The sequence below is a fragment of the Flavobacterium sp. genome (assembly GCF_044339515.1).
GTDB lineage: Bacteria > Bacteroidota > Bacteroidia > Flavobacteriales > Flavobacteriaceae > Flavobacterium.
Genome location: NZ_JBIIVK010000009.1, coordinates 37,922 through 62,785, shown reverse-complemented (window position 1 = coordinate 62,785; position 24,864 = coordinate 37,922). Strand labels below are relative to the sequence as shown.

Annotated in this window: 24 protein-coding genes; 8 read left to right on the top strand and 16 right to left on the bottom strand. The window is 32.1% G+C overall.

Annotated elements, in window-relative coordinates:
* Positions 1–13 precede the first annotated feature (13 nt).
* Positions 14–679, bottom strand: a complete 666-nt coding sequence (locus ACIQ0M_RS03990; RefSeq protein WP_396149950.1) for a spermidine synthase — start codon at positions 677–679, stop codon at positions 14–16.
* A gap of 59 nt (positions 680–738) precedes the next feature.
* Between ACIQ0M_RS03990 and ACIQ0M_RS03985 the strand changes: the two genes are divergently transcribed.
* Positions 739–1,296: a 1-acyl-sn-glycerol-3-phosphate acyltransferase gene (locus ACIQ0M_RS03985; RefSeq protein WP_396149948.1), complete on the top strand. Its 558-nt coding sequence runs from the start codon at positions 739–741 to the stop codon at positions 1,294–1,296.
* A gap of 307 nt (positions 1,297–1,603) precedes the next feature.
* Here ACIQ0M_RS03985 and ACIQ0M_RS03980 read toward each other — a convergent pair whose 3' ends face one another.
* The gene (locus tag ACIQ0M_RS03980) at positions 1,604–2,005 is read right to left on the bottom strand and encodes a helix-turn-helix domain-containing protein (RefSeq protein WP_396149946.1); all 402 of its coding nucleotides are present in this window, start codon (positions 2,003–2,005) and stop codon (positions 1,604–1,606) included.
* 283 nt (positions 2,006–2,288) lie between these two features.
* Here ACIQ0M_RS03980 and ACIQ0M_RS03975 point away from each other — a divergent pair, with 283 nt between their 5' ends.
* From ACIQ0M_RS03975 to ACIQ0M_RS03960, 4 genes are all read left to right on the top strand, one after another.
* Positions 2,289–3,443 (top strand): M14 metallopeptidase family protein, encoded by a 1,155-nt coding sequence (locus ACIQ0M_RS03975; protein ID WP_396149944.1) that lies wholly within the window; start codon positions 2,289–2,291, stop codon positions 3,441–3,443.
* A 78-nt stretch (positions 3,444–3,521) separates the two neighbouring features.
* Complete coding sequence (locus ACIQ0M_RS03970) at positions 3,522–4,001, top strand: Lrp/AsnC family transcriptional regulator (RefSeq protein WP_091140893.1); 480 nt, start codon at positions 3,522–3,524, stop codon at positions 3,999–4,001.
* 113 nt (positions 4,002–4,114) lie between these two features.
* Positions 4,115–6,688 carry a phosphoenolpyruvate carboxylase gene (locus tag ACIQ0M_RS03965; protein ID WP_396149941.1) on the top strand — a complete coding sequence of 858 codons (2,574 nt, stop codon included), beginning with the start codon at positions 4,115–4,117 and terminating at the stop codon, positions 6,686–6,688.
* A 12-nt stretch (positions 6,689–6,700) separates the two neighbouring features.
* The gene (locus ACIQ0M_RS03960) at positions 6,701–7,216 is read left to right on the top strand and encodes a DinB family protein (protein ID WP_396149940.1); all 516 of its coding nucleotides are present in this window, start codon (positions 6,701–6,703) and stop codon (positions 7,214–7,216) included.
* A gap of 3 nt (positions 7,217–7,219) precedes the next feature.
* Here ACIQ0M_RS03960 and ACIQ0M_RS03955 read toward each other — a convergent pair whose 3' ends face one another.
* Both ACIQ0M_RS03955 and ACIQ0M_RS03950 read right to left on the bottom strand, forming a co-directional pair.
* Positions 7,220–7,657 carry a DUF1456 family protein gene (locus ACIQ0M_RS03955; RefSeq protein ID WP_396149938.1) on the bottom strand — a complete coding sequence of 146 codons (438 nt, stop codon included), beginning with the start codon at positions 7,655–7,657 and terminating at the stop codon, positions 7,220–7,222.
* A 156-nt stretch (positions 7,658–7,813) separates the two neighbouring features.
* Positions 7,814–8,605 (bottom strand): alpha/beta hydrolase, encoded by a 792-nt coding sequence (locus ACIQ0M_RS03950; RefSeq protein WP_396149937.1) that lies wholly within the window; start codon positions 8,603–8,605, stop codon positions 7,814–7,816.
* Positions 8,606–8,654: 49 nt separating this feature from the next.
* Here ACIQ0M_RS03950 and ACIQ0M_RS03945 point away from each other — a divergent pair, with 49 nt between their 5' ends.
* Complete coding sequence (locus ACIQ0M_RS03945; RefSeq protein ID WP_396149935.1) at positions 8,655–9,056, top strand: TerB family tellurite resistance protein; 402 nt, start codon at positions 8,655–8,657, stop codon at positions 9,054–9,056.
* A 17-nt stretch (positions 9,057–9,073) separates the two neighbouring features.
* Here the strand turns inward: ACIQ0M_RS03945 and ACIQ0M_RS03940 are convergent, their stop codons facing one another.
* From ACIQ0M_RS03940 to ACIQ0M_RS03925, 4 genes are all read right to left on the bottom strand, one after another.
* Complete coding sequence (locus tag ACIQ0M_RS03940; RefSeq protein ID WP_276978530.1) at positions 9,074–9,277, bottom strand: helix-turn-helix transcriptional regulator; 204 nt, start codon at positions 9,275–9,277, stop codon at positions 9,074–9,076.
* A gap of 3 nt (positions 9,278–9,280) precedes the next feature.
* Positions 9,281–9,835, bottom strand: a complete 555-nt coding sequence (locus tag ACIQ0M_RS03935) for a DUF2975 domain-containing protein (protein ID WP_396149932.1) — start codon at positions 9,833–9,835, stop codon at positions 9,281–9,283.
* A gap of 545 nt (positions 9,836–10,380) precedes the next feature.
* Positions 10,381–10,740: an iron chaperone gene (locus ACIQ0M_RS03930; protein WP_396149930.1), complete on the bottom strand. Its 360-nt coding sequence runs from the start codon at positions 10,738–10,740 to the stop codon at positions 10,381–10,383.
* 172 nt (positions 10,741–10,912) lie between these two features.
* On the bottom strand, positions 10,913–12,742 hold the full coding sequence (locus ACIQ0M_RS03925) for an NACHT domain-containing protein (RefSeq protein ID WP_396149928.1): 1,830 nt from the start codon (positions 12,740–12,742) through the stop codon (positions 10,913–10,915).
* A 436-nt stretch (positions 12,743–13,178) separates the two neighbouring features.
* On the opposite strand from ACIQ0M_RS03925, the gene ACIQ0M_RS03920 reads away from it, so the two are divergent.
* Together ACIQ0M_RS03920 and ACIQ0M_RS03915 are read left to right on the top strand one after the other, a co-directional pair.
* Positions 13,179–14,447: a T9SS type A sorting domain-containing protein gene (locus ACIQ0M_RS03920; RefSeq protein WP_396149926.1), complete on the top strand. Its 1,269-nt coding sequence runs from the start codon at positions 13,179–13,181 to the stop codon at positions 14,445–14,447.
* A 222-nt stretch (positions 14,448–14,669) separates the two neighbouring features.
* Positions 14,670–15,104: an Hsp20/alpha crystallin family protein gene (locus tag ACIQ0M_RS03915; RefSeq protein ID WP_396149924.1), complete on the top strand. Its 435-nt coding sequence runs from the start codon at positions 14,670–14,672 to the stop codon at positions 15,102–15,104.
* A 67-nt stretch (positions 15,105–15,171) separates the two neighbouring features.
* On the opposite strand, the gene ACIQ0M_RS03910 is transcribed toward ACIQ0M_RS03915, so the two are convergent.
* From ACIQ0M_RS03910 to ACIQ0M_RS03875, 8 genes are all read right to left on the bottom strand, one after another.
* Positions 15,172–15,669 (bottom strand): hypothetical protein, encoded by a 498-nt coding sequence (locus tag ACIQ0M_RS03910; protein WP_396149922.1) that lies wholly within the window; start codon positions 15,667–15,669, stop codon positions 15,172–15,174.
* 35 nt (positions 15,670–15,704) lie between these two features.
* On the bottom strand, positions 15,705–18,038 hold the full coding sequence (locus tag ACIQ0M_RS03905; protein WP_396149920.1) for a hypothetical protein: 2,334 nt from the start codon (positions 18,036–18,038) through the stop codon (positions 15,705–15,707).
* A 1-nt stretch (position 18,039) separates the two neighbouring features.
* Positions 18,040–18,198, bottom strand: a complete 159-nt coding sequence (locus ACIQ0M_RS03900; RefSeq protein WP_396149918.1) for a hypothetical protein — start codon at positions 18,196–18,198, stop codon at positions 18,040–18,042.
* A gap of 131 nt (positions 18,199–18,329) precedes the next feature.
* Positions 18,330–21,224, bottom strand: a complete 2,895-nt coding sequence (locus ACIQ0M_RS03895; protein ID WP_396149916.1) for a response regulator — start codon at positions 21,222–21,224, stop codon at positions 18,330–18,332.
* Positions 21,225–21,406: 182 nt separating this feature from the next.
* Positions 21,407–21,880: a DUF1572 domain-containing protein gene (locus tag ACIQ0M_RS03890; RefSeq protein WP_396149914.1), complete on the bottom strand. Its 474-nt coding sequence runs from the start codon at positions 21,878–21,880 to the stop codon at positions 21,407–21,409.
* Between the two features lie 125 nt (positions 21,881–22,005).
* A complete protein-coding gene (locus ACIQ0M_RS03885) occupies positions 22,006–22,263 on the bottom strand; it encodes a hypothetical protein (RefSeq protein WP_396149990.1) in 258 nt (85 codons plus the stop codon).
* A gap of 145 nt (positions 22,264–22,408) precedes the next feature.
* Positions 22,409–22,648: a hypothetical protein gene (locus ACIQ0M_RS03880; protein WP_396149912.1), complete on the bottom strand. Its 240-nt coding sequence runs from the start codon at positions 22,646–22,648 to the stop codon at positions 22,409–22,411.
* 369 nt (positions 22,649–23,017) lie between these two features.
* Positions 23,018–24,565, bottom strand: a complete 1,548-nt coding sequence (locus ACIQ0M_RS03875; protein WP_396149910.1) for an RNA-directed DNA polymerase — start codon at positions 24,563–24,565, stop codon at positions 23,018–23,020.
* Between the last annotated feature and the right edge of the window lie 299 nt (positions 24,566–24,864).

Below are 24,864 nucleotides of genomic sequence, written 5' to 3'. Positions count from 1 at the left end.
TTAACATACCAAGTTATTTTTCTTTCCTAATCATAATTAATTCATTATGTTCTTCTACTCGTGGAAGTGTCCAAACTTTATATTTTTCAGCATCAAAAAAGGAAAGAAAAGCTTTGTTTCGAGCATTGTCATGGGCCTTCAAAATCATTGTGTTAAATAGGATATAGCCTTTTACATTTAAAATTTCCGTTAACCGATTTTGAAAGAAATTTTCAAATAAAAAGCCGGGCATGGCTGTGTCCTGAAAAATATCAACAATAATTAAATCATATTTCAGTTTTGTTTTTAATACAAATTCAAAGGCTTCGTGATGAATAATATTCAGGTTTTTGATTTTATCCAAACCAAAATGTTCATTGGCCAAATCGATTACTTTTTCATCCAATTCAATGCCGGTAATTTTTCCGGTGTAACCGATTTCATCCACTAATGTTTTGATGACACTTCCGCCGGCAACGCCTAAAACGAGTGTGTGATTCAACGGCTTTATATTTTCAAAACCAATACTCAGAAGCCCTTTGCGAAGGATGCGTTGCAGACTTCCATAAGAATAATTGGTGTTCAAACTATCTAAAACCACTTGTCCGTTTACCAAGGTAACTTCCAACGATTTACTGATGTCAGAAGTCGTTTTATGCAAAGGAATAGGATAGAGGTAGCTGATTATTTTTTTGAACATTTGATAATTTTTATCAAAAATAAGGCATAAATCGTATTTTTACTAAAATATTTTAGGCAATGAAGAAATGGCTTTATAAATTGATTTTTTTCAAGTTGATGGGATGGAAAATTTCAGGTTCTATTGATGCATCTGTAAAAAAATGTGTAATGATTGTTGTACCTCACACGAGTTGGCATGATTTCTACCTTGGCATCTTTACTCGGGGAATAGTTCAGTTGGAAATGAATTTTGTGGGTAAGAAAGAACTATTTAAATTTCCTTTTGGTTATTATTTTAAATGGATGGGGGGAGAGCCATTAGATCGATCAGGAGGCCTAAATAAAGTGGATGCTATCGCAAAAGTTTTTCAAAAAAGAGAGACTTTCAGAATGGCCATTGCTCCGGAAGGTACACGGAAAAAAGTTACCGAATGGCGAACCGGTTTCTATTATATTGCTCTTCAAGCCAATGTTCCCATAATTCCCGTTGCTTTTGATTATGGTAAAAAACAAGTCAAACTCGGGGAACCTTTTTATCCTACCGGAAAAATTGAGGAGGATTTGCAGTTTCTGCAAGAATTCTTTGTTGGAGTAATTGGAAAAATACCGGAATACAGTTTTGAAATGAAAAACTAATTATTAAAACCAGCCACAATTTCTTTTCGTATATGCATGTATAACCATGAGGTTGTGTAGGTTGATGTTTTTTTAGATAAAAATTATAATTAATTTATAATAAGTTAATTAAATCAAATTACTTCTATAAAAACTTTATAGTAATAATTCACACTGTACAGCTAAAATCACCAAATGCAAACAGGAATCTAAGACTAAAATCCAACGCATTAAATAAGTAATCGCCTTGAGTTTTGGAAGAGAGATAGTTTTTTGTGTTTGTTTTATTGGTACTGAAAGCCTTTGCTCTTTCGAGTTGAGGCTTTCTTTATTTGGGTAAATATGTTTTAAATGTTCCGTTTTTGTAGAAAACTACTATTTTTTCAACGTCATCTTGGTTTAAAAAGCTGACTTTATCCGGCTTAGTCGTTTCTGTCTTACTGCTTTCTTCGCTTTTTTTCAATGGTTGGGCTTCATTCATTGAGATGTTTTCTGCTGAATTCGATTTTGGAAAGCTTCCTTTGTTAAACAAAAACCAATACAAATCTACCTCCGGAAAAGCTTCTGTAATTTTAATTACAAATTCTAAACTGGGTTTATTTCTGCCGGAGAGTAGGTGGGAAAGACTTGATCGTTGTACGCCGATTTTATCTGCAAAAGCAGAAGCACTGAGTTGGAAGTAGTCTAAAATTTTTTCTAGTTTTTGAACAAAATCCTTTGTGTCTTGCATGATGTAGAATAAGTAAAATCTTGATGTTACAAATGTAATCAATTTGATTTAGTTTGTAAATGTTACAATTGTAATTTAACTTTTTATAACTAATAAATATTAAATTATAAGTTTATATATAGTTATTCATAGTATTGATTTTAAATAATATAATATATTTATATAATACACAATTCATTTTAATTGTTTTAATGTTTACAAAGTTAAATTAGAGTGTCTTTTTAGACTGTTTACAAATGTTACAATAAAGATGTTTACCTTTGTATAGCTAAATTTTACCTTCATGGACTACCTATCGATCTTACAAAAAAATAAAGAAACTGAATTGTTGGGACGCTACATCACGCTCCAAAATATTGAACAAATTTTAGGTAAACATTTTGCTAAAAACGAAATCAAAGTGATTGGTAAATCGGTTCAGGGAAAATCAATTTACAGCTATCAAGTAGGAACCGGAGATTTTAAAATTTTGCTTTGGTCTCAAATGCATGGAAATGAAAGTACGACCACAAAAGCACTTTTTGATTTGTTTAATTTTTTAGATGCCGATGACGAAGTAGCGAAAAGATGGAAAGCTAAATTTAGTTTCTTTTTTATTCCGATGCTTAATCCGGATGGTGCGGAATTATATACAAGAGAAAACGCAAATCAAATCGACTTAAATCGTGATTTTATTAATCTTTCTCAGCCTGAAAGTCAGCTGTTGATGGATGTTTTTAATGACTTTAAACCTGATTTTTGTTATAATTTACATGATCAGCGAACGGTTTTTGGTGCCGGACAAACAAAAAATCCGGCAACTGTTTCATTTTTGGCTCCTTCCTATAACGAAGAAAGGGAAATCAATGCAGTGCGTTTAAAAGCGATTAATTTAATAGCGGGTATAAATGAAGAACTTCAGCAGTTTATCCCTAATCAAGTGGGGCGATTTGATGATGGTTTTAATCGAAATTGTGTAGGAGACACATTTCAACAAATGGGTGTGCCAACTGTTTTGTTTGAGGCCGGACATTTTCAAAATGATTACAACAGAGAAGAAACGCGAAAATTTATTTTCATCAGTTTATTGAGTGGTTTCCAAAGACTTTACGAAAACGATATAGTTAATAATAAAATCGACGATTATTTGAAAATTCCTCAAAATAATGTCTGTTTTTTCGATATTGTTTACAGAAATGTCAAAATAAATTATGATAATTCAAAATTAATAACGAATTTTGCAGCACAATTTAGAGAGGAAATTATCGAAAATCAACTGGTTTTCAAGGCGTATATTTCGAGTGTGGGGGATTTAGAAGGTTTTTATGGTCATACCGAATATGATGCTCAGCAAGAATTGTTTCAAGATGAAGAAGGTAATTTTCCTAAAATTAATGGAAAAGCTGATTTTATGTTAGGAAATAGCAAAATATTTGTTAATGGTTTGCTAAAAAAATAACAAAATCGTTTTTTTATTGAATAAATTGTAGTTCTTTTGTAGCATTAAGTAAACAACAATAAATACATACAAAAAACCATGAGTAAGTTTCGTTTAGATGAAGTAGATCACCAAATTCTTGACATGTTAATTGACAATACGAGAGTTCCTTTTACGGATATCGCCAAAAAACTATTAATTTCTGCCGGTACCGTTCACGTAAGAGTAAAAAAAATGGAAGATGCCGGAATTATCATGGGATCGTCGTTAACGTTGGATTATGAAAAATTAGGTTATTCTTTTATTGCTTATGTAGGAGTGTTTTTAAATAATACTTCGCAAACAAAATTTGTTTTAGAGCGAATCAATGAAATTCCTTTCGTAACCGTTGCTCACGTGACAACAGGAAAATTCAATATTTTCTGTAAAATTAGAGCAAAAGATACCAAACATGCCAAAGACGTTATCTTCATGATCGATGATATTGAAGGAGTTTATCGCACGGAAACGATGATTTCGTTAGAGGAAAGTATCAACGACAAAAAACGTTTGATGCACACGATTTTCAAAAATATGTAAGTTTATCTTCAAGTATAATAACCCTCTCCAATACCACGAGAGGGTTTTTTTATGCCTATTGGTAAGCTTTCCTTTAAAATAATTCACTAAATTAGTGAGCAAAAATACAGACTATGTACACGCTACCCAAAATTGAACGATTTCACCAAAACGTACTTTCCAAATACCAGATTTATAACAGTGTTTTCATTACGCTTCCTTTTGATGCGATTGACAATACCGGGGTTTTATTGCCTTTATTTGCTGAAGTTTGTGAAAACGGTTTTAAAAACCAACAAAATCCGGAAGAAATTGTTAATTCCTTTGCATCCAAATATTTAGAGAATCCAAACGAGGAGCAAAAAATTGAATTGATGTTTCGTTTTATTCAATACGTCGAACGTCAAATTGTCTTGTTTGATGCCATTGAAGATGCTGCTTTTCCGGTGGTGAACAATATGGAAGGCCGTGGTTCACTTCGTGATATGAAAGAAAAAGCAGAGCAACGTTCTAAGCGAAAAGAATTAAAAGATTTTCTAGAAAACTTTCAAGTTCGTACAGTTTTAACCGCTCATCCAACGCAATTTTACCCCGGTGCTGTATTGGGAATTATAACCGATTTAACAGAGGCTGTAAGAGTAAATAACTTGATTGTAATAAAAGAATTATTGGCTCAATTGGGCAAAACGCCTTTCATTAAAAAAGAGAAACCAACCCCATTTGACGAGGCTGTTAGTTTGATTTGGTATTTGGAAAATGTGTTTTATCAAACAGTGGGTGAAATGATTCAATACCTTCAAAAAAATATTTTTGATGGAGAAGAAATTCATAACTCCATTTTTAATTTAGGATTTTGGCCGGGAGGCGATCGGGATGGAAATCCGTTTGTAACAACTGAGATTACATTGAAAGTAGCCGAAAGACTCAGAACATCAATCTTAAAATCATACTACACAGACATACGTAAACTAAAACGAAAACTTACATTCAAGGGAGTTGATACTTTAATTGCCGATGTCGAAAGTAAATTGTATCGTTCCGTTTTTTATTCAAGAGGAGAAATTTACATCACACATGAGGAATTCAAATCGGTCTTGGAACAAATTAAAAACATCATTAAGAAGGAACATCAATCACTTTATTTGGATGAAATCGACTTATTATTAAATAAACTCAATCTGTTTGGTTTCCACTTCGCCACGTTGGATATTCGTCAAAATAGCCGCATTCACAAAGAGGTTTTTCAGGAGATTGTTAATAAAGAAAAGTCATTATTTCCTTTGGATTATGACGCCTTAAGCGAAAAGGAAAAAATTGAAATTTTATCTAAAGTCACTAGTTCATTAACCGAAGCAGATTTTGAAAGTGAAATTACAAAATCAACTGTAAGTTCCATTCATGCCATGAAAACCATTCAGGAAAAAAATGGTGAATTGGGCTGTAACCGCTACATTATCAGCAACAACGAAAGTGCATTGAATGTGATGGAAACATTTGCTATGTTTAGCCTTTGCGGATGGAAAAATCCTTCCGTCGATATTATTCCGCTTTTTGAATCGGTAGATGATTTGCAAGCGGCTGATAAAATTATGGAGCAGTTGTATACCAATTCAGCTTACAAAAAACATCTTGAAAATAGAAATAATATCCAAACAGTTATGCTTGGTTTTTCCGACGGTACAAAAGATGGAGGCTATTTAATGGCGAATTGGAGCATTTATAAAGCAAAACAAACATTGACAGCTATTTCTCGAAAATATGGCGTAAAAGTGCTCTTTTTTGACGGTAGAGGTGGTCCGCCGGCAAGAGGTGGAGGAAAAACACATAAATTTTATGCTTCGATGGGGTCAACTATCGAAAATCAGCAGATTCAAGTGACAGTTCAGGGACAAACCATCAGTTCTAATTTTGGGACATTGGATTCGTGTCGTTATAATTTAGAGAATTTGTTGAGTGCAGGTGCAACCAATCAGCTTTTCAGTAAAGGTGAAGATGTACTTTCTGAAACGGACAACAATGTGTTAGATGAATTGTCACAATTGAGTTATGATAAATATTTGAAGTTTAAGCAACATCCGAAATTCATCCCTTATTTGGAAAAAATGAGCACGTTGAATTATTATGCCAAAACGAATATCGGCAGTCGTCCGTCTAAACGAAATAAAGGAGATCAATTGAATTTCAATGATTTGCGAGCCATTCCTTTTGTGGGATCATGGAGTCAACTGAAGCAAAATGTGCCCGGATTCTTCGGAGTAGGAACCGCTTTGAAACAATTTGAAGAAACCAATCAGTGGGAAAAAGTAACGCAGTTGTATCAAAATTCATTGTTCTTCAAAACGCTGATTGAAAATAGCATGATGTCGTTGTCAAAATCATTTTTTCCGCTTACGGCTTATATTCAAAAGGATGAAGAATTTGGCGAGTTTTGGCAGATTATTTATGATGAATACTTGGAAACCAAACGATTATTGCTCAAAATATCCGGTTTCACCGAATTGATGGAGAATTATCCTGACGGAAAAGCTTCTATTGAAATTCGCGAACAAATTGTATTGCCATTATTGACGATTCAGCAATATGCTTTATTGAAAATCAGCCAATTAAAAAAACAAAAAAGTCCGGACGAAAAGCAAATTGCCGTTTATGAAAAAATTGTAACTCGTTCGTTGTTTGGAAATATTAATGCGAGTAGAAATTCAGCTTAAAAAAATAAAAAAATGAACTCATCCACTTTACAACCAACAGAATACGCATCGTATTATTCCCCTTACATCAACGCATTAGGCAATGTAAATTTGATTGAAGAATTAGAAAATTCAATCCACAATTTTGAAGACTTTCTAACTCAAATTCCATCCGAAAAGCATGAATTTCGTTATGCGGAAGGAAAATGGACCATCAAAGACATTGTGCAACATTTAATTGATACCGAACGTGTTTTAGCCTACCGTTCCTTACGTTTTGCCCGAAAAGACCAAACGCCACTCCATAGTTTTGATGAAAATGAGTATGTTGATGCAACAGTTGCTAATAAAAGAATGCTAACGGATTTACTTCAAGAATACATAGCAGTGCGTTTATCAACGCTGTATTTGTTTAAATCGTTTAGTAATGAAGAATTGATTTACACAGGAATCGCCTCAAACAATTCTTTCACCGTTCGAGCTATTGGTTTTATTATTGCCGGACATCAAAAGCATCATCAACGGATTATAGCAGAAAGGTATTTGTAGAAACTATTTTTTCTTACCGTTATTAAACTTTACTTTCTCAACAATTTCAGGCTTTGCATCCGGTTTCTTTTTAAATCCAGGCTTTCCTGTTGGTTTTCCGACAGGTCTAGGAGCTGATTTTTGCAAAGCTTTTTTATCACCAAATGCTTTACTTTTTGGTTTTTCTGCGGAAGTAGAAGTTGGTTTATGACTTTTAATCACCTCCATCGGGTTTTTTGGATTTTCTTTAGTTCCTCTTAAATGAATCACCAATCCGTTCAAAAAATTACGTAAAACCTGATCACCACATTCCATATAATTCGGATGATCTGCATTTCTAAAAAAAGCTCCTAATTCCGCTTTCGAAATACGAAAATTAACCAATTCCATGATTTCTACAATTTGATCATCACGAAGTTGAAGGGCTACACGGAGTTTTTTGAAGATGTCGTTGTTGTTCATGTTTATATTGGTTTCGGGTTTGAAGGTTTCGGGTTTCGAGTTAACATACTGCCGAAATAATGTTGTAAAGATAAGAAGTTAAACATATACAAATGATTTATTTTTTACAGCAACCCGCAACCCGCAACTCGCAACCCGCAACCTTCAAACTCGCAACTAAAACATCCACCGAACCGCATTCCCAAAATTCTCCCGCCATAACTTTTCATTATGTTTTCCGCCACGGATAATGATTTGTTTCAAATTTGATTTTTTGCAGATTCGTTTTTCAACCAAAGTAGTCATTTTTGTAAAATCGCTTACCATGTCTTCGCTTTCTCTGTCTCCGCAAAGGAAATAGAGTTTAGCGTTTATTTTTTCTGTCTTTTCAGTTAAGGCATAAATGTCATTCGTGTACCAAAAAGAAGGGGAGAAGACACCTGCTTTTCCAAATATTTCCGGATACATTAAAACCGCATAATACGAAACCAATCCGCCTAACGAACTCCCAAAAATAGTGGTGTGTTTGGCTTTTGTTTTGGTTCGATAGGTTTTGTCAACGTGGGGTTTTAACGTAGTTACAATAAAATCCAAATACGCATCGGCATTTCCTCCGCCGTGTTTATCGTGTTTAAAAGGTGTTAGTTCCTCCAGACGTTTTTCGTTACCGTGTTCGATGCCGATGACAATTACGTTCATTTTCAAACTGTCTAAGGTTTCATCCACTTTCCATTCGCCGGCATAAGAAGTTTTCGCATCGAAAAGATTTTGGGCGTCATGCATGTAAATTACCGGATAATTCCGAGTTTGTTTAGCATAGTCTTTTGGCAAATACACCCAGATTTTCTTACTGGTTTTCAGTTGTGGAGCTTCTATTTCAAAAGTAGAATATCGTTTTTGACTCCAAACCTTCTGACTCACGAAAAAAAGTATACCGAAAAGTATAAGTAACGAGAAAATTAACTTCATTTTTTGATAAATTAAACGGAAAAACTAAATTAGCCAAAAATATGGTTTTATGATTACTTACAAAGAAAAATTAAGTTTATTGGGTGATATGATTGAACTGTCAAAAGTAGACGGTAAAGTGCATGAACGCGAATATGAATTTATCAAAATGGTGGCGGAAGAGTTAAACGTTCGCGATACCGATTTTGAAGAATTGTTTTCGCTACCCAACGAACTCTTAGTTTTTAAATCGGAGTTTAAACGCATCGAGCATTTCTATCGTCTGGCTTTGCTTTCGCACTGTGACAATCATCACCATGACCGCGAGCATGAATTCATGTATCAGTTGGGCTTGAAATTAGGCCTCAATCCGTTTTCCATCAAAAGGGTTTTGGCGGAAATGGAAAAATCACCCACTCGAATGTTGGAAGGTGATGTTCTGTTAAGCATTTTTCAAGAACAGCATAATTAGCAAATTGAATAATTGCCTCATTCTCTATATTCCAAAATATCACCGGGCTGGCAGTCTAATACTTTACAAATCGCTTCTAAGGTACTAAACCGAATGGCTTTGGCTTTTCCTGTTTTTAGAATAGACAAATTGGAAAGGGTCAAATCCACTTTTTCGGATAGTTCGTTTAATGACATTTTTCGTTTGGCCATCATCACGTCAAGGTTTATAATAATTGGCATAGCTTAGATGGTTAATTCGTTTTCGTGTTGCATTTCAATTCCACGTTTAAATAAAATGGCAATTACTAATAAGGTAGCACCCATAAAGAACCAAACGCCGGCACCGTCTAATTTCATCATTTCTAACGTAGGTAATGAAACTCCGTTTAGAGATAATTTTCCGCTTTGACTTGCTCCCCACGCGGAAAATAATCCAATACCAAAGGAAAGATAGACAACACTCATAAGAAATTTTTGTACGCTTTCGGTGAAGGGTTGCTCGACATTTACTTTTTTATCATAAAGTATTTTTACAATGCAATAAAATAAGATAGCTTTTAGTACCGCTACAATACAAATCAACACCACTTGCGTAATATAACTACTTGTACTGAAAGCATAAAGAGCTGAAAAGTCTAAATAATTCCAAAAATGACCCACATTTTTGTCGCTGATGAACAAGCTATAAAGAGTATTAAAGATAAACCCACCGGCATCAATGCATAATCCTATGAAAATGATCCAGGAAAGGATATACAATGCCTTTAAAATTTGAGATGTTCCAATTTTGATTTCCATAATAAAGTAATTTAATGAAGCAAAAATAATAAAAATTTATTGATAAACAATAAATAAATAGTTTTTTTCAAAAAATAATTAATTGGACTCAAAACCTGTTATTAACCTATTTTACATAAAAACGAAGAATATAGAAGTTCCAATTAAACTGCTAATTATAATAATTATAAAGCTTAACCAAATTAATTTTTTTAAATTAATATTGTATTTTGTGAATTTCATCAACAACAAATTCACAACAACGACCAATAAAAACATTATTATTCCGATACTAACAAAACCGATAAATCTTAATACAAAAGATTGTATAGGATTTTCTAGAAGTTGTTCGGCATTTTCTTTTGAACCTATCCAAAAAAATCCACTCAAAAAAATAACTATACAACTAATAGCTAATAGTAGAGTAAAGTTGATATATTTCATTCGGATTACTTCTGCTTATTTTATTAAAATATTTTGAATGGATTGGATTAGTAGCAACTAATTCAGATACATATTTGCAAGTTACCAATTTTGAAGAGAAGTCTTAGAGAAGTCTGTAGCAATTATTTAAACTTTTCTTCATTTTCTTTCACTCGAAAGGCAACCATCTTTGCTATCAATTCATACGGAACTTGATCCAATGGAAATTGTACCGAACCTTTTCCTTGTTTGTACTTTGCAAGCTCTTTACTAAATTCAGCATGACCGGAAGGTTTGGCATAAAATCCAATATGTTTTTTAAACGCAGCGAAATACACCAATGGCTTTCCGTTCGTTTTATAAGCCGGCATTCCATAAGAAATACTTTCCACAGCGTTTGGTGCGTTTTCAATAATTACTTTGCGAATTGTACTCAAAGTCAACTGAATTGATTTTGGAAAAGAATCAATATATTCGTCTACAGATTTGATGTTTGTATTCATTTTATTTTGGAGTTAGTGTTGAAAATATTGGAGGGTAACGGTTTCGGGCTTGGCGAGGTTGCGGACTTAAGAAACCGAAACTTTCGGTTAAACACTGACTTTGCAAGTACAAAACTAACTTTAAATTAAGCCTACAAGCCGCCATTTTTGCAAACTGCTGTTAGCACAGTTTTTATATTAAATCTACAAAGTCTTTATCTATTTCAATCGATTTTTCAATAAAATTTTCAGTTTTTTCAATTTCATTATCAATAAATGCACTAAACTCTTTTCCTAATGCAAGAACATTTTCATAACAAATATTTTTATATTCTGCGGGTAGATTTTTATTAAAATTAATATATTGTATATCTTCTTCTTTGTTTCCTCTTTTGATTTTTATAGTATCATTACCGCTCATAATCTGTCTATTTTCATTATTGACATCTCTTAAAATATAATATAATTTTTGTGTGTAAGGTAAATGTATATAGATACTTTTATAAATATTAGAATTATTGATATCAATATCCAAAAAGCGTCTATTATTATTTTCAGGTAAGAATTTCACTCCTTGTGCAAAAAATTGTATAAATGATATAAACAACGCTTCATCATTTTCTGTAGAAATGATTTCTCTTAATTCTTTAAGAAGAGGTAAATAATAATGTCTTCTAAAGTTTAATGTATCCATTTCCTCAAGTAAAGACAAAAAATTTCTTACTTCATTTAAACTTGATATTTTAGAGAAACGGTCAATTATTTTTGAATAAATTCTTTCATTTTCAACAGGATTTAGATTTTTAACAAATAATGCTGCAAAATATTCTTGCAATGATCTATGTGCAAAGGAATAATCACCGTTATCTTCAACCCAAAGAGCAACAGCTGATTTTAAATCTCGAATTACTTTATTATTGTTGAAATCAATATTTTTAGTTTTTTTTATTCTATTAAATTTATCAAGAATATAATCTAAATCCCAATTAAATTTACTTTCAAAATAAGATAAAAAGCAAAATATCTTTAAAATATCTTCGAATTCTTCTTGTTTTAATCCACTTAATTGTTCTCTAACAAAACCTAATTTAGTTTTACTATCGTGTTCTGAAAAAAGAGCTTGAATTACCCTTCTGTAAAAAATATATTTTTTTGAAGGTACTCCAGCGTTACTTTGGAAAGTCAGAATGTAAAGAGATAATAATAATGGATTAGACAAAAAGCTTTGAATATACTCACTTTTGTTCGTACTAATAGAGTCAAATATTTTATTAGCTAGTTCGTTTTCATTTGATAGTTGTTTATGAATAAATCCTTCAATTTCACCTTCCTCAAACGATAATTTTTTAACGTTATAGTTGTGAAAAATTTGCAAGTGTTCAATATCAGAGAATGGTCTTGTAGTGAGCAAAAATTTATTTTCTGGGAATTGATTAATGAATGAATTTAGATTTTCAATTATTTTAATTTTGATATCTGCATTTAATTCATCATATCCATCTAAAAAGAAAACAAACTTTCCTTTTTCTAAAAGTCTATCCAATATTTTTGGATTTTCTGCAATTTTATTTTCAAGTACTTTATCAATAATATAACTCTCTAAATCATTTTCATATTCATTTAAGTATCTAAATTCTATTAATATTGGAATTGCAAACTGTGTATAAATTGAATTTAAAAATAAATGTTTTACAACAGTACTTTTTCCGCTTCCAGCATCACCAATAATTGTCACATAATTAGTTTTTTCAAAAACATTTGAAATTAAATTTGTATTAATTGTTTCCTCTCGATTTGTTAATTTCAAAGGATAATAGATATCGTAAAGATAAACTGGTGTATTTCCTTTTAGTAAAGTTTTTAAATGAGAATATTTCTCTTTCTGTTTTAGTAAATACTTATTAAGTCCAGTTTTTAGCAATTGACTACCTTCATCTGCAAGGTCATTGAATATATTTTTGCTTTCTTTGACAAGCTCTCCAATAAATGAAGTTACAATTGTTTCTAATATTTTTTCTTCCATTTTCAATTGGATTTATAGTTTTTTATAAAATTGTGGCTAACTCGTTTATATCCGCAACAAAGTAGCAACCACACACCCAAAATCGGGTAGATTGCCGCAATTAGTTGCGTTTTATATTTTTTCACTAAAATACAAAAAACTTCCACACCTCACTAATTTTATCCTAAATAGCATAAATAATATATTGAGTTTAAAATGTGCCCTTTACGAAATCCTTCGCATTCTTTGAGGTTAAGAAAAGTTTCAAGTTTTAGTTGAGAAGTATAGCCATAAAAATGCCTACAAAAACAGTTTTACAGCTGTCATAACTACTTCAACAATAGTTAAATATATGTAATTTTAACAGTTGCGTTAATTTATCAATTAACTTTAGTAAAAATTAATTGTTATCCACTTATTTGCAATTTCAAATAACGCATTAAAACAATTCTAAGCTATGAAAAAAACACTACTATTAATCGGAATTTTGGCAACCGCATTCCAAGTTAATGCTCAATCCACAGATGAATTGTACACGGTTGTTTCGAAGTATAATGCTCAAACCGGATCAACTACCCGAATGGGCAAATTAAATCCCACGGATGGTATAGTTACAAATGTGGGGGAGGAAACCAGTCCCAATATTTTTAGTGTTACCGGTGGTTCGCTTAACCAAACTACTAATCGGTTTAATTTGGTTTCTACCAATTTTATGATGTCGTTTGATATTTTTACCGGAAACATCATCAACGAATTACCCATCACCAGTTTTTATGAAGGAACTACTTATTTTGCCAACGTTCGTTATAACAATTCAAACAACAAACTCTATGGTTTAGCCAGTACATTTACTGAAAACAACCAATTAATTGGAATGTATTTGTCGGAATTGAATAGCGAAAATGGCGATTTAACCCAGCTCTCTCAAACTTCTGTTGGTGAAGGGTATCAATTGGCTGGAACAGCAATCGACCCTGAAGAAATGGTCTATTATTATTCGACCGGTTCAAAATTTATGGGTATCGATTTATATAACGGTGCAGTTTACAGCAATCCGGACATTGTTTTTAGTAATCCAAATGAGTTTAATTTTACGAATTTCAGCTATAATTGTGCCGATAAAACGGTTTACGGTTTGGTGGTAGAAAACACCCAAGTTCAAGATCCTCAGGTTTCTTTTCCTTTCTCGATTTATTTAATGCGTTTCGGAAAAATTAATCCTACCACCGGTGAAGTAACAAACATTTCTGAAGTTCCGTTGCCAACCGCCGCTTATTCTGTAAATGCCGGTTCTACCATTGACCCAATAACCGGAACATATTATTTTAGTAATGGTTCAAATGTGTATGGGATTTCGCTTGAAACCGGACTTGTTACAAGCACAACGGCGATCAATAATGAAGAAGGTTCGGTTATCAATATGATGACAAATTACAACAATTGTCTAGGAGCAGTAGCTACACGTCCTGATTCAACATTGAATTTACCTCAATCAAGTTTGGAAGCCAATATTACGCTTTATCCTAATCCGGCATCAAGTATGCTCATGATTACTTCATCATTGGCTATTGATGCATTGGAAGTGATTGATATACATGGAAAAACAGTGAAAAGCAGTTATAATCCAAGCAATAATCTCGACGTGCAAGACTTGCAAGCGGGTGTTTATTTCTTGAAACTTATTTCAGGAAATTTGGTGGAGAATAGAAAGTTTGTAAAATTGTAGAAAGGTTGATAGAGATTCAAATTTTGATGTATTCAATTTTGTTTCTCAAAAAGCGATTTACATGAAAAAATGTCTGTTAAAACCTTGTTAATCAGAATTTAAATCTGAAATTTTGACTGTTTTTGTGTTGAAAAAATGTCAATTTGACTTTTATTTTCAAATGGTATAAACTTTGTCTTTTACAAGTCAAAAGTAAATGTTTAACCTATAAAATAAAAAGTTATGACACTTGTAAAAACAACCAACCGTTTCCCATTTCCTGCTGTATTTGATGAATTTTTCAAACCGGATTGGATGGGAGGTATGGAACGTATGAACAACACCGTTCCACCTGTAAACATTAAAGAAACCGAAACCACTTTTGTGGTAGAATTGGCCGCTCCAGGCAAACGAAAAGAAGATTTTAACATAGAATTGGATGACAACGTGTTGACCATTTCCTCTGAATCTAAACACGAAAAAGAAGAAAAAGACAGCGATGGAAAATATACTCGCAAAGAATTCAGTTATTCTTCCTTTAAAAGAGCGTTTACACTTCCGGAAATTGTAAATGAATCCGATATTAATGCTTCGTATGAAAATGGGGTGTTGCACATCACACTTCCCAAACGCGAAGAAGCGTTACCTAAACCAAAACGAATGATTGAGATTGGGTAATCTTAAAGTAAAATGATAAAAAGCACCTTTCGGGGTGCTTTTTTTGTACTATGGTAAAATGTTTAAATTATGGAACAATCGGTAAATCATTAAAATAACCATTTATTGAAGTGATGCCTTTGTATCCATTACCTTCTCCTTCAACTTTAAAAATTCCGGAAATTTCAGCAGCATTATTTTGAGTAATTATTATATAACCGTCATAAGCAAACCAAGTATCGGGATTCGAAGGCAAATTATAAGTAAAAATGTTTGAACCGCCAATAAAATAAGTACCAACCTCAATTGAGCTTAGCGGTATTTTTATCACATTAAATGAACCGTCCATTGCGTAGATTACATTGTTAGAAATGACTACAAATGCTTCGGGAACACTGGTGTAAGGCAGAACACCATTGTAACGGTAATAAAATTCGGGTAATCCAGGAGGTGGCGGTTTTAAAAGACTTGAATTACTGCTGTTGGTTTCATTTTCATTAGTAACAATACTGTCGCTACTACAAGAAAATAGGCTAGTACTCATAAAAAGTACAATGGACACTGATTTTAAAATTTTTGTTTTCATTGTTTTTGATTTAAAGGTTATAATTAAATAATTTTTTAATTTAATCGAATTGCAAAAATTGTATTTTCTAACCAAGCAGTACTGGCAAAACCAGTCAATGTCTCTGTTGTATTAAACGAAACACAACGTCCTGCAACGTAATAATAAGTTTTATTTGCACCGGAAGAATTATTTATGATTACTGTTCCAGCTAGCATTGCATATAAATTTGTTCCAGGAAAATTACCACTTATCAAATTTGAACCGACTATATCCGGTGATATAGGTGGATTAGTGATAGTTAAATCTGAAAAAGTTGATCGGACCCAAAAGGAAGAATCATTTGGTGATGGTAACAAACTATTTCGAGCCAAAAGCATTGTAACTTGAACAGCATAAGTACCCGGTGGCAAAGTAATTGTTGTACCTGTTTGCAAATAATCTCCTTCGTTAAAAGCAATACTCACCCCAGTAGGTGATATGTTTCCTAATACTGCATTTATACCCGGAATTCTCCAAGTAGCTACACCAGTTGCATCAGATGTTAATACTCTTCCTTCCGCTTGGGTTCCATCAACAATTCTTACGGCTCCGGGTGATGGACTATTCACATGTAATAAATGAGTTGGGTTTGTAGTGGCAATTCCTACATTTCCACCAAGTGGTTGTAAACTTAAAGGATCGGAAAAACCGTTAAAACCGGATTGTAACCAAGCTGAATAATTACCCGCTACTCCTGCTTTTCCTATATCTAGACCTTCAATATTATTTCCAATTCGCAACATTGCATTTGTTGTAGCATTTGGAATTGTTGGAGATAAAAAACTACCAAAAACAGATAATTTGGCTGGTGCAGTTGCTAAACCAATTCCAACATTTCCTGATGATAGTACTCGCATACGTTCTATATTATTAGTACCTACTACAAAAGCTTGTGCATTTGTAGTACCAATATAATTTTCGGTACCTCCAATAGGTGATGTTCCGTAGATTGCAGGATTTGCAGGAGTTATAATGGCTGAATTACCAAATAAAGACCAACCTGTACCTAAACTGAGTGGATTTGTCCATGATAAATTTCCAGCTCCATCTGTTTGCATGATTTGACCATTAGTACCGCGTGATGGTGGAAAAGTATAAATGTTTGAGACAGTGGTTCCGATGCCAACATTACCTAAAAAATATCCTGCAAAATTCGTAGCACCAGGTTTTAATACTGTTGAATGAATACCATAATGTACACCTCCGGCATTACTGTTAATAGTAGTTCGCGTTCCATATTTTGTTCCTGTTCCAGCGGCAGAGCCATTTATTTCCTGGAATGTTCCAAAATGTTGTCCATCACCATTACTGTCAATTCTAGTATAAATGCCAAATTTCCTACTATTACCACTACCTGAAAAGTAATTATACAATCCATAATTATCTCCATTTGTTGCTGCACCGGTAACTACATTATTCCACACGCCATATTGATCATTTAAAGGTAAGTTACACGATAATGAATTATACATTCCCACATTAAATCCATCCGTATTTGCATTAAAAATATTATTAACCCCGGTTTTTCGTAAGGCTGATACACGAAAGTCATTTTCTAACCCGTTAAATAAGTTTAGGTTACCATATGTACCGTTAAAAATATTATACATTCCTTTTACATTAGAATTATTCGAATTATAATCAATATTATTTCGAACTCCTATGATATCAGCACCATTACTATTTGTTCCTATACTTAAATAGTTTGAATTACCATAAAAAACATTTCCATCTCCATTAATATTATTGCGAACACCAACCGCTCCAGATGTTGTACTATTATTTGTTACGTTATTAATTACACCATATTTGGAATCATTCGTATTGTCTGTAATGGTATTATTGATAGTTGCTTTTTGTACGTTTGTTGCCGTAGGATTATTAAAAATATTATTAAAACCAAACTGAAAATTGGTGGTATTGACTTCCAAAGGATAATCGGCTGTGTTTTTGCCAATGGCAACATTTCCGGTATGAAAAATATCATCAGTGATTGCATTAGGTGCTGTTGTTGTTCCCACTTCATACCAATCATGGTCGGAAGGAGCATTTCCTGCAATAGCAGTCCACTGTGAACCATTCCAATAATAAAAACCTGCTACTACATTGTTTGGTACAACTCCAGCCGGTGCTATATTATATACCAGTGTTGATGTTTGTAAAGCACCGCCTTGAGGATTAACAACTGTTGAAACATCTAAAGTAGAGGTCAATTGTACTCTTGGTATTAAAACACCATTATTTGAAGATTCTACATCCAGAGCTGCACCGGGCGTTGTGGTGTTCACTCCAACTTGACCAATTGATAGGAAAGGCAGTAATAGTAATATGGTTAGAATTTTTTTCATACTATTTCTTTTTAAATCTTGTTTTTATAATGAGCTTATTTTTATTGATAATATTCAATTCATAATTTCCATTTTCCAAATGGTTCACATTGATGATTATTTTTTTGTCAAAAAACTGATCAATTGTAGCGTCATACTTAACGGCTTCTTTTTTTGGCATCTCATTATCATTTTGTGGCGATGTAAAAGTATTGGAAGCAAAAAAAAATCCCTATGACTATTGTAACAGGGATTATGATATATGTAACATGGTGTTACATCTCAATAAAATTAGGGATTGAGCAGTTTTTTTTAGCTTTTTTCCATGTATTCAGTTGGCGTGCAATGATACATTTCTTTGAAACATTTTGAAAAATAAGACACATCATTAAATCCTACAGAATAAGCAATTTCTGATATGTTTGCTTTGCCTTTTTTTAGTAATTCGGTGCTGGCTTTTAAGCGTTCGTTTCGTAAAAATTCAGTAGCAGAAACACCTAAAAGGGATTTTAATTTACGATGTAACTGCATTCTGCTCATGCCAATTGAATTGGCAAAGTCATCAGCACTAAAGTCTGCATTGGCTAACTCTTTGCTTAAGATAAGCTGTAATTTTTCTATAAATTTTTCATCAACAGAATTGATGACAATATCCACCGGACGTAAAACCAATTCCTGACTGTAACGAGTGTGTAGTTTTTTGCGTTCAGCAGTCAATTGGTTTACAGTCTCTTTTACTATTTCGTTGTTAAACGGTTTAGTCAGAAAAGCATCGGCTGTGCTTTTTAAACCTTCTAAATGGGCTTCATCCGAAGTTTTAGCGGTTAATAAAATAACCGGAATGAAAGATGTTAATTCGTTGGTTTTAATTTGTTTAGTAAATTCAAAACCATCCATTTTGGGCATCATGACATCAGAAATAATGCAATCCGGTATTTCTTTATTGGCTATTTTTAAGGCTTGTACTCCATCTTCGGCTTCCAAAATTTGATAGTTTTCTTTGAAAATGTCTTTTATTATGGAACGGATTTCAGCATTATCATCCACAATCAACAAAACAGGTAATTCGGTATCAATGATAATATTCTCAGATTTGGGAGTTGTTTCTTTAATAGGCATTGATACTGCATTTTCATGGGCTTCAGTTAACGGTACATTCACCATAAATGATAATTGGCCATTTTCAAGTGTAGTTGCAATGGTTCCTTTATATAAATCGACCAATTCTTTCACCAATGCCAACCCGATACCAACGCCTTGTTGGGTTTCATTTTTCTGATAAAAGCGTTCAAATAGTTTGGAAACTTCTTCCTTTTTTATAGTAGAACCGGAATTTGATACAACTAATCGTAGCTGATTGTCAACAATAGTTGAACTAAAGTCAATTTTCTCATTCTCCGAAGTGTATTTGATGGCATTTGAAAGCAAGTTAGTTACAATTTTTTCAATTACATCTTTGTCAAAATGGTGATTTTCTTTATTTTTTTCAATAGTGGAAGTAAACAACAGTTTATTTTCTTTGGCTTGAAAAGTAAAAGATTCAACTATCGAATGTAAAAACAAACCAATATTTCCCTCTTTTAAAATGAGTTTTAATTTTCCGCTATCCAATTTTGAAAGTTCTAAAAGTTGATCCACCAATTCCAACATTCGATTGGAATTTTTATCAATCAAATCCAATTTACTTTTTTGATTTTCATCAGAAATATCTGCTTGCAAACTTTGCACCGGACTTTTTATCAACGTTAGCGGTGTTCTAAATTCATGCGAAATATTCGCAAAAAACCGTGATTTTAATTCGTTTAATTCATTTAGTTTTTGAGCTGTTTTGATTTTGTTGCGGTAACCGTAGAATAAACTTCCTCCAATCAAAACCAATAATCCTAATAAAGCAATGTAAATGTATTTTTGTTTTTGTGCTAGTTCATTTTGTGTCGAAAGTAGTTCAATTTGTTGTTCTTTTTTTTCGGTTTGGTAGATGATATCTTGCTCATTTAGATTAGCTAAATTTGTTTTTTCATTGTATTTTTTGAGATAAAAATCTTTTTGATTTATTGATTCCAGGGCCGCTTCAAAGTTTTTAGTTTTTTTTAAGTATTCAATTTCGGTGTTGTAAACCTCTAAATAATCTAAAGTTATCTCTTGTTTCTGCAATAATCTTTTTGCATAATCAATGTCTTTTTTGGCTGAAGGAAAATTTTTCTTCTTGATATTTATTTTTGAATTATTTGTTAATGCGATAATCAAATATAGAGAATCTTGTAATTTAGTAAATTCTCTTACAGCCATTTCAGTATAAAGACTTGCTTTGTTTAAATCATTAGTTTCTTGATAATTTTGTCCCATTAATAAAGCGATGTCGTATTTATAGGGTACAGTTTTAGCAGTATCTTTTGGATTTAAAATCTGTGTTAGATAATTCAATGACTTGGAATAGTTTTTATTCTTGTATTCTATTTCACCCAATTTGAAGTTTGTATTCACTACGGTTATTGGATGATTTGTTTTTTCAAATAATTTAAGTGCTTTTTTGATGTAGAGGTTTGCTTTTTCTTTATTTTTTAAATCAGTATAAAACGAGGCAATCTCTAATAAATCTCCAATTCTCACAGAAATATCATCTTTAAATTTATACTTGAAATATTTGTCTGCAAGTATTAAATTTTTCAGAGCCAAATTGTTATATCCTTTTCTTTTATAAAGCTTTCCATACAGATAATAAATACTATTGTAATAATCGGTAAAGTTGATTTTTTTGGTAAGGGCTAAATACTTTTTTAATTCCACTTCCGCTTCGTCCATTTTATTTTTATTCACGTAATGATTTATTAGGTGCATCATGACGATTGAGTAAAAATCATAGTCCTTATTTTTAAAAGATCGGTCTATACTTTTTTTGTAGCACTTTATTATTTTATCTGAACTTTCAATTGACATTGAATAATATCGTGCTTGTAAGAAATCAGACATTGCTTCACACTTTTCACATGAATTATTTTTATTGAGATTTTTAAGCTCATTTATCTTGCTTTGAGCTTTTGCTAAATCGGTTGTAATATATATTTGGGTTAATTCTCTGTAGCTATCAACTTTGATTTGAACATCTTTGGTTTTACTAATAATTGTATTTAAAGAATCAATTTCTCTTTCATATTGTCCATAAGAAAAACTGCAAATTAAAAGTAGAAGTAGATAGGCTTTTTTCATAAAATGATGAATTATTAAGTAAATCTATACAATTTTACTTAATAAAAATCATTAAATATCGTAAATATGTAACATTTTTATGTTACAAAAATAACAGTTGCTTTCTGCTTTATTGCTCACTAACAACGTTTTATTTTAGCTGACTGATTGGTAAATTTTATAATTGATTTTTTAAAAAAGAATTATTCTTCAGTTAAAAGCATCTTTTTTATCAACGAAATTTGCCCCAAATGGTAATAACTGTGCTCAATCATGCCATCGATATTGCGATAGTAACTTCCATAATTCGGATTCGTAAAATCGGCATTTAGTTGTTCGTCTGAAAGTTGTTCGACGTGCTTGGCAAAGGTTTCTGCATCTTCCCAAAATTGGTGTAAAAAGGTTTCCCATTGTGCTTGTGAAGTAATGGGCGGAAAATCGAAACTGTATTTGTCTTTAATATCCAACGTTCCACCGGCAAACACTTGATTGATGCCGTTGATGTAATAATGAATGTGTTGAGCCAAAACGGCAATGGTGTTGAGGTTGCCTACTTTTTGAGTTACTATTTCCCAATGTGAATTTTCCAATTGGGCTTTGAAATTGGTATTGGCAATCCAAGTGCCGTTTAGGATGACTTCTCGAAAGCGGGTGGCGAGTTGGTGAGGGGTTTTCATAGTTTGTGTGGTTAATGGCACGCAATTTTTTTCTTTTTCTCGCAAAGACGCGGAGACGCAAAGGGAAGGTTTAAAATTTTTGGTTTTCAAATTCAAAGAAATACTTGCTATTATTAACAAATGTATTATTTACGTGAAATCCAGTTCTCAATGAAGATACCCTCTAATCGCTCAAAGTCTTTAGTGTTTTCAGTTACTAAAATCAATTTATTTTCAATGGCAGTAGCTCCAATCAATAAATCAAACTCATCATTTTGAGGTTTTCCAAGTTTTTTTAATCTAACTTTCTCTTCAGCATATTTTTTTATGGAACCGAATATTGGAATGACAACAATTCCTTTGAGAAAATTGTCTACGGCTTTGTGCGATTTTGCTTTGTCAATACTATTTTCTGCCCCATATCTTAATTCTAATACCGTTATTTCAGAAATGTAGCAATTTTGTAAACCTTTATTTTTATTATTTTGTCAATTTCAAATTTTCCACGAAGAAAATGAACACAAATATTTGTATCAAGTAAATAGCTCATTAGAGTTTAATTTCTTTACTTTTAAATTTTCTATTGGATTTTAGTTCTGCAATAATTTCATCAGAACTTTTTTCTGTTGAAAAAGCACCAAATGACTTGTAAAAATTTCTTTCTTTACTTTTGCTTTCAGATTTTAAAGACTTGGTTAACTTTTCTATGAGTTCAAGTTTACTTATTGCATTTAAATTTTCGAAAAGGCCAAGATAATTTTCGATGATATTTTTTTCAGTAAAAGTCATTTTCTATTTTTTATCAAATATAAGAAATATTTTTTTCTTTAAAATTTTGTAATAAGAATTCTGTAAATGATGATGAATTGTAAGTACGCAATTTTTTTTAAATTCTTAGCTAGTTGATATTGCTTTTTGAAATGAAATTGTACAGTTTATTAGTTTTTTTGAGATAAAAATAAAGGAATTTATTCTGTTTTGAGAGCAAGATTCATTCGTTAATTATAAAATATTAACCTTTAAAATTAGAATGTAATCGCAAATTTTCCACTTTTTTTTGGATTTGATTCTAAAAAATAGGAATTTTTAGCTACGAAGTCACAGACGTTCGCAGAGCAGTGTGCTACCAAAGAAGACTAATGAGAGCAGGGTTCGTTTTTATTCTTCTTCATTTTTGAATATTGACAAGTGCTCCAAAAGCAAACCATTCTTTGTCGGTTTCTTTATTGTGTCAAATAGTTTTATGTCAGCTGGAATTGGTTTAAAAAATTCTACACTATTTGTTTTCAAACTTTTTATCAATTCAGATTTGATCTTTTTCGGAAACGTAATTGCTGACAAGTTGAGTGATTTTACCAAGTAAATTAGCCATAATAAGTCATATTGGTTATCGTCAATATTTTTTAGTTTTTCGGTTAGTAAATTTTCAATTATAGAACTAATTTTTGAAACGGTCTTTGTTTTGCTTCCGTTCTGATTAATTATTTGTTCAATTATTCCAAGTATTTGCGGAAACGATTTATTTCTGCGTTCCTTCAACATTAATAATAGACTGATTGCTTTAAGCAAATTTTTGTCTTCAAAGTTGAATTTTAGATTATAATTTTTAGAGTAAAGTTCAGATAAGAAGCGGTCAACAACTCCTGTTCCTTCATATTTTTTATCAACTTTTAAAGTTCCACGAAACGAATTTTCAAATCGTTTGTAACTAATTTTCTTTTTGTATCGTAATGAAAATGGTTGATATTCGGCTGTCCATTCTCTAAATAAACCTTCTGGAAGTTCGGAAACCTGCGATTTATTTTCATTTAATGTCAGATTGAATAATGCCATTTGTTTTTGCAAAGTCTTTATTATGAAATTTGCGTCTTGTTTTGAATTACACAAAAAACGATAGTCGTCTTTAAATCGAACACCTATAAAATCAATGCCTTTTGCGTCAATTAGTTTTGAACACTCGGTGTCAACAGCACTTAAAATTATTTCTGCAATTAGGTCAGAAATTGCTGGTCCGATTGCAATTCCATTTGTACAACCGTCATTTGAGTTTTGAAAAAGTTTGTCTAATAATAATCCAACATAATCGTTGAATTTATTTCTGTTTCCTTTTTTTCTGATTAGTTCTTTTGTGTGAATTGCCCAAGCTATGCTATGAGTATATATTGAAGGATAAAAGTTTTTAATATCAGTCTGTAAAATGTATTTGTAGTTATATGCTTCTGCTACCAAATCTTTTTCTGCCATTTCCAAAAACTCATATATCATTCTTCCTGCTCTTAAATTTCCCAATTCTCCTTCACTTTTAGAGGTTATTGGGATAGGGAAACTATATGAATGAATTTTGTTTTGTGGTCTAAATAATGTTTTTAAAATCGTATCCCAATCATTTATTAGATACCAAACAATGTCGTGGTAAATTTTTGGTGCAATAATTCCAAATGTTCTGTCAGTTAGTTCTGTCTTTGGATAAGAAATGTTTAGAAGTTCGTCTTTTTCAGGTTCAAATTTTGGTTGTCCAGCAACGCTATTGTCAATAGCAAAGTATGGGTTCGCTTGTAAGTCAAATTTTTTAACCTTAAAACTTGGTGGCACGATATACTGTTCGGGATAATAACCTTCTTCCAAAAGCCATTTTGCAATTTTGTCTTTGGAAACTTTTTTAAGAAGTCGTTTAGTCTCTGCTGTATGTTCTTTCGGTAAACTCACTATTTCTTATGTTAGGTTTGTCTGTTTGGTGTGTCGTCCTAAAATGACCGCCAACTTGTATATATACTCAGTTTTTATATATTTTATTGAGTAAATCTAACCAAATTGATAGTTATATGCTCAATTGTATCATTCTACTAAAATACAAAAAACTTCCACACCTCAATAAATTCCTAATAAATTTCTTAAAATAGTACATTTTCAAAATAATCACTTTTCTAGCACAATTTCTTAGCCCCGATTGCAGCGAAAAGCCTTGTGCCGCAAAAGCTGATTTTTTCTTGCTGAACCAAAGCGAC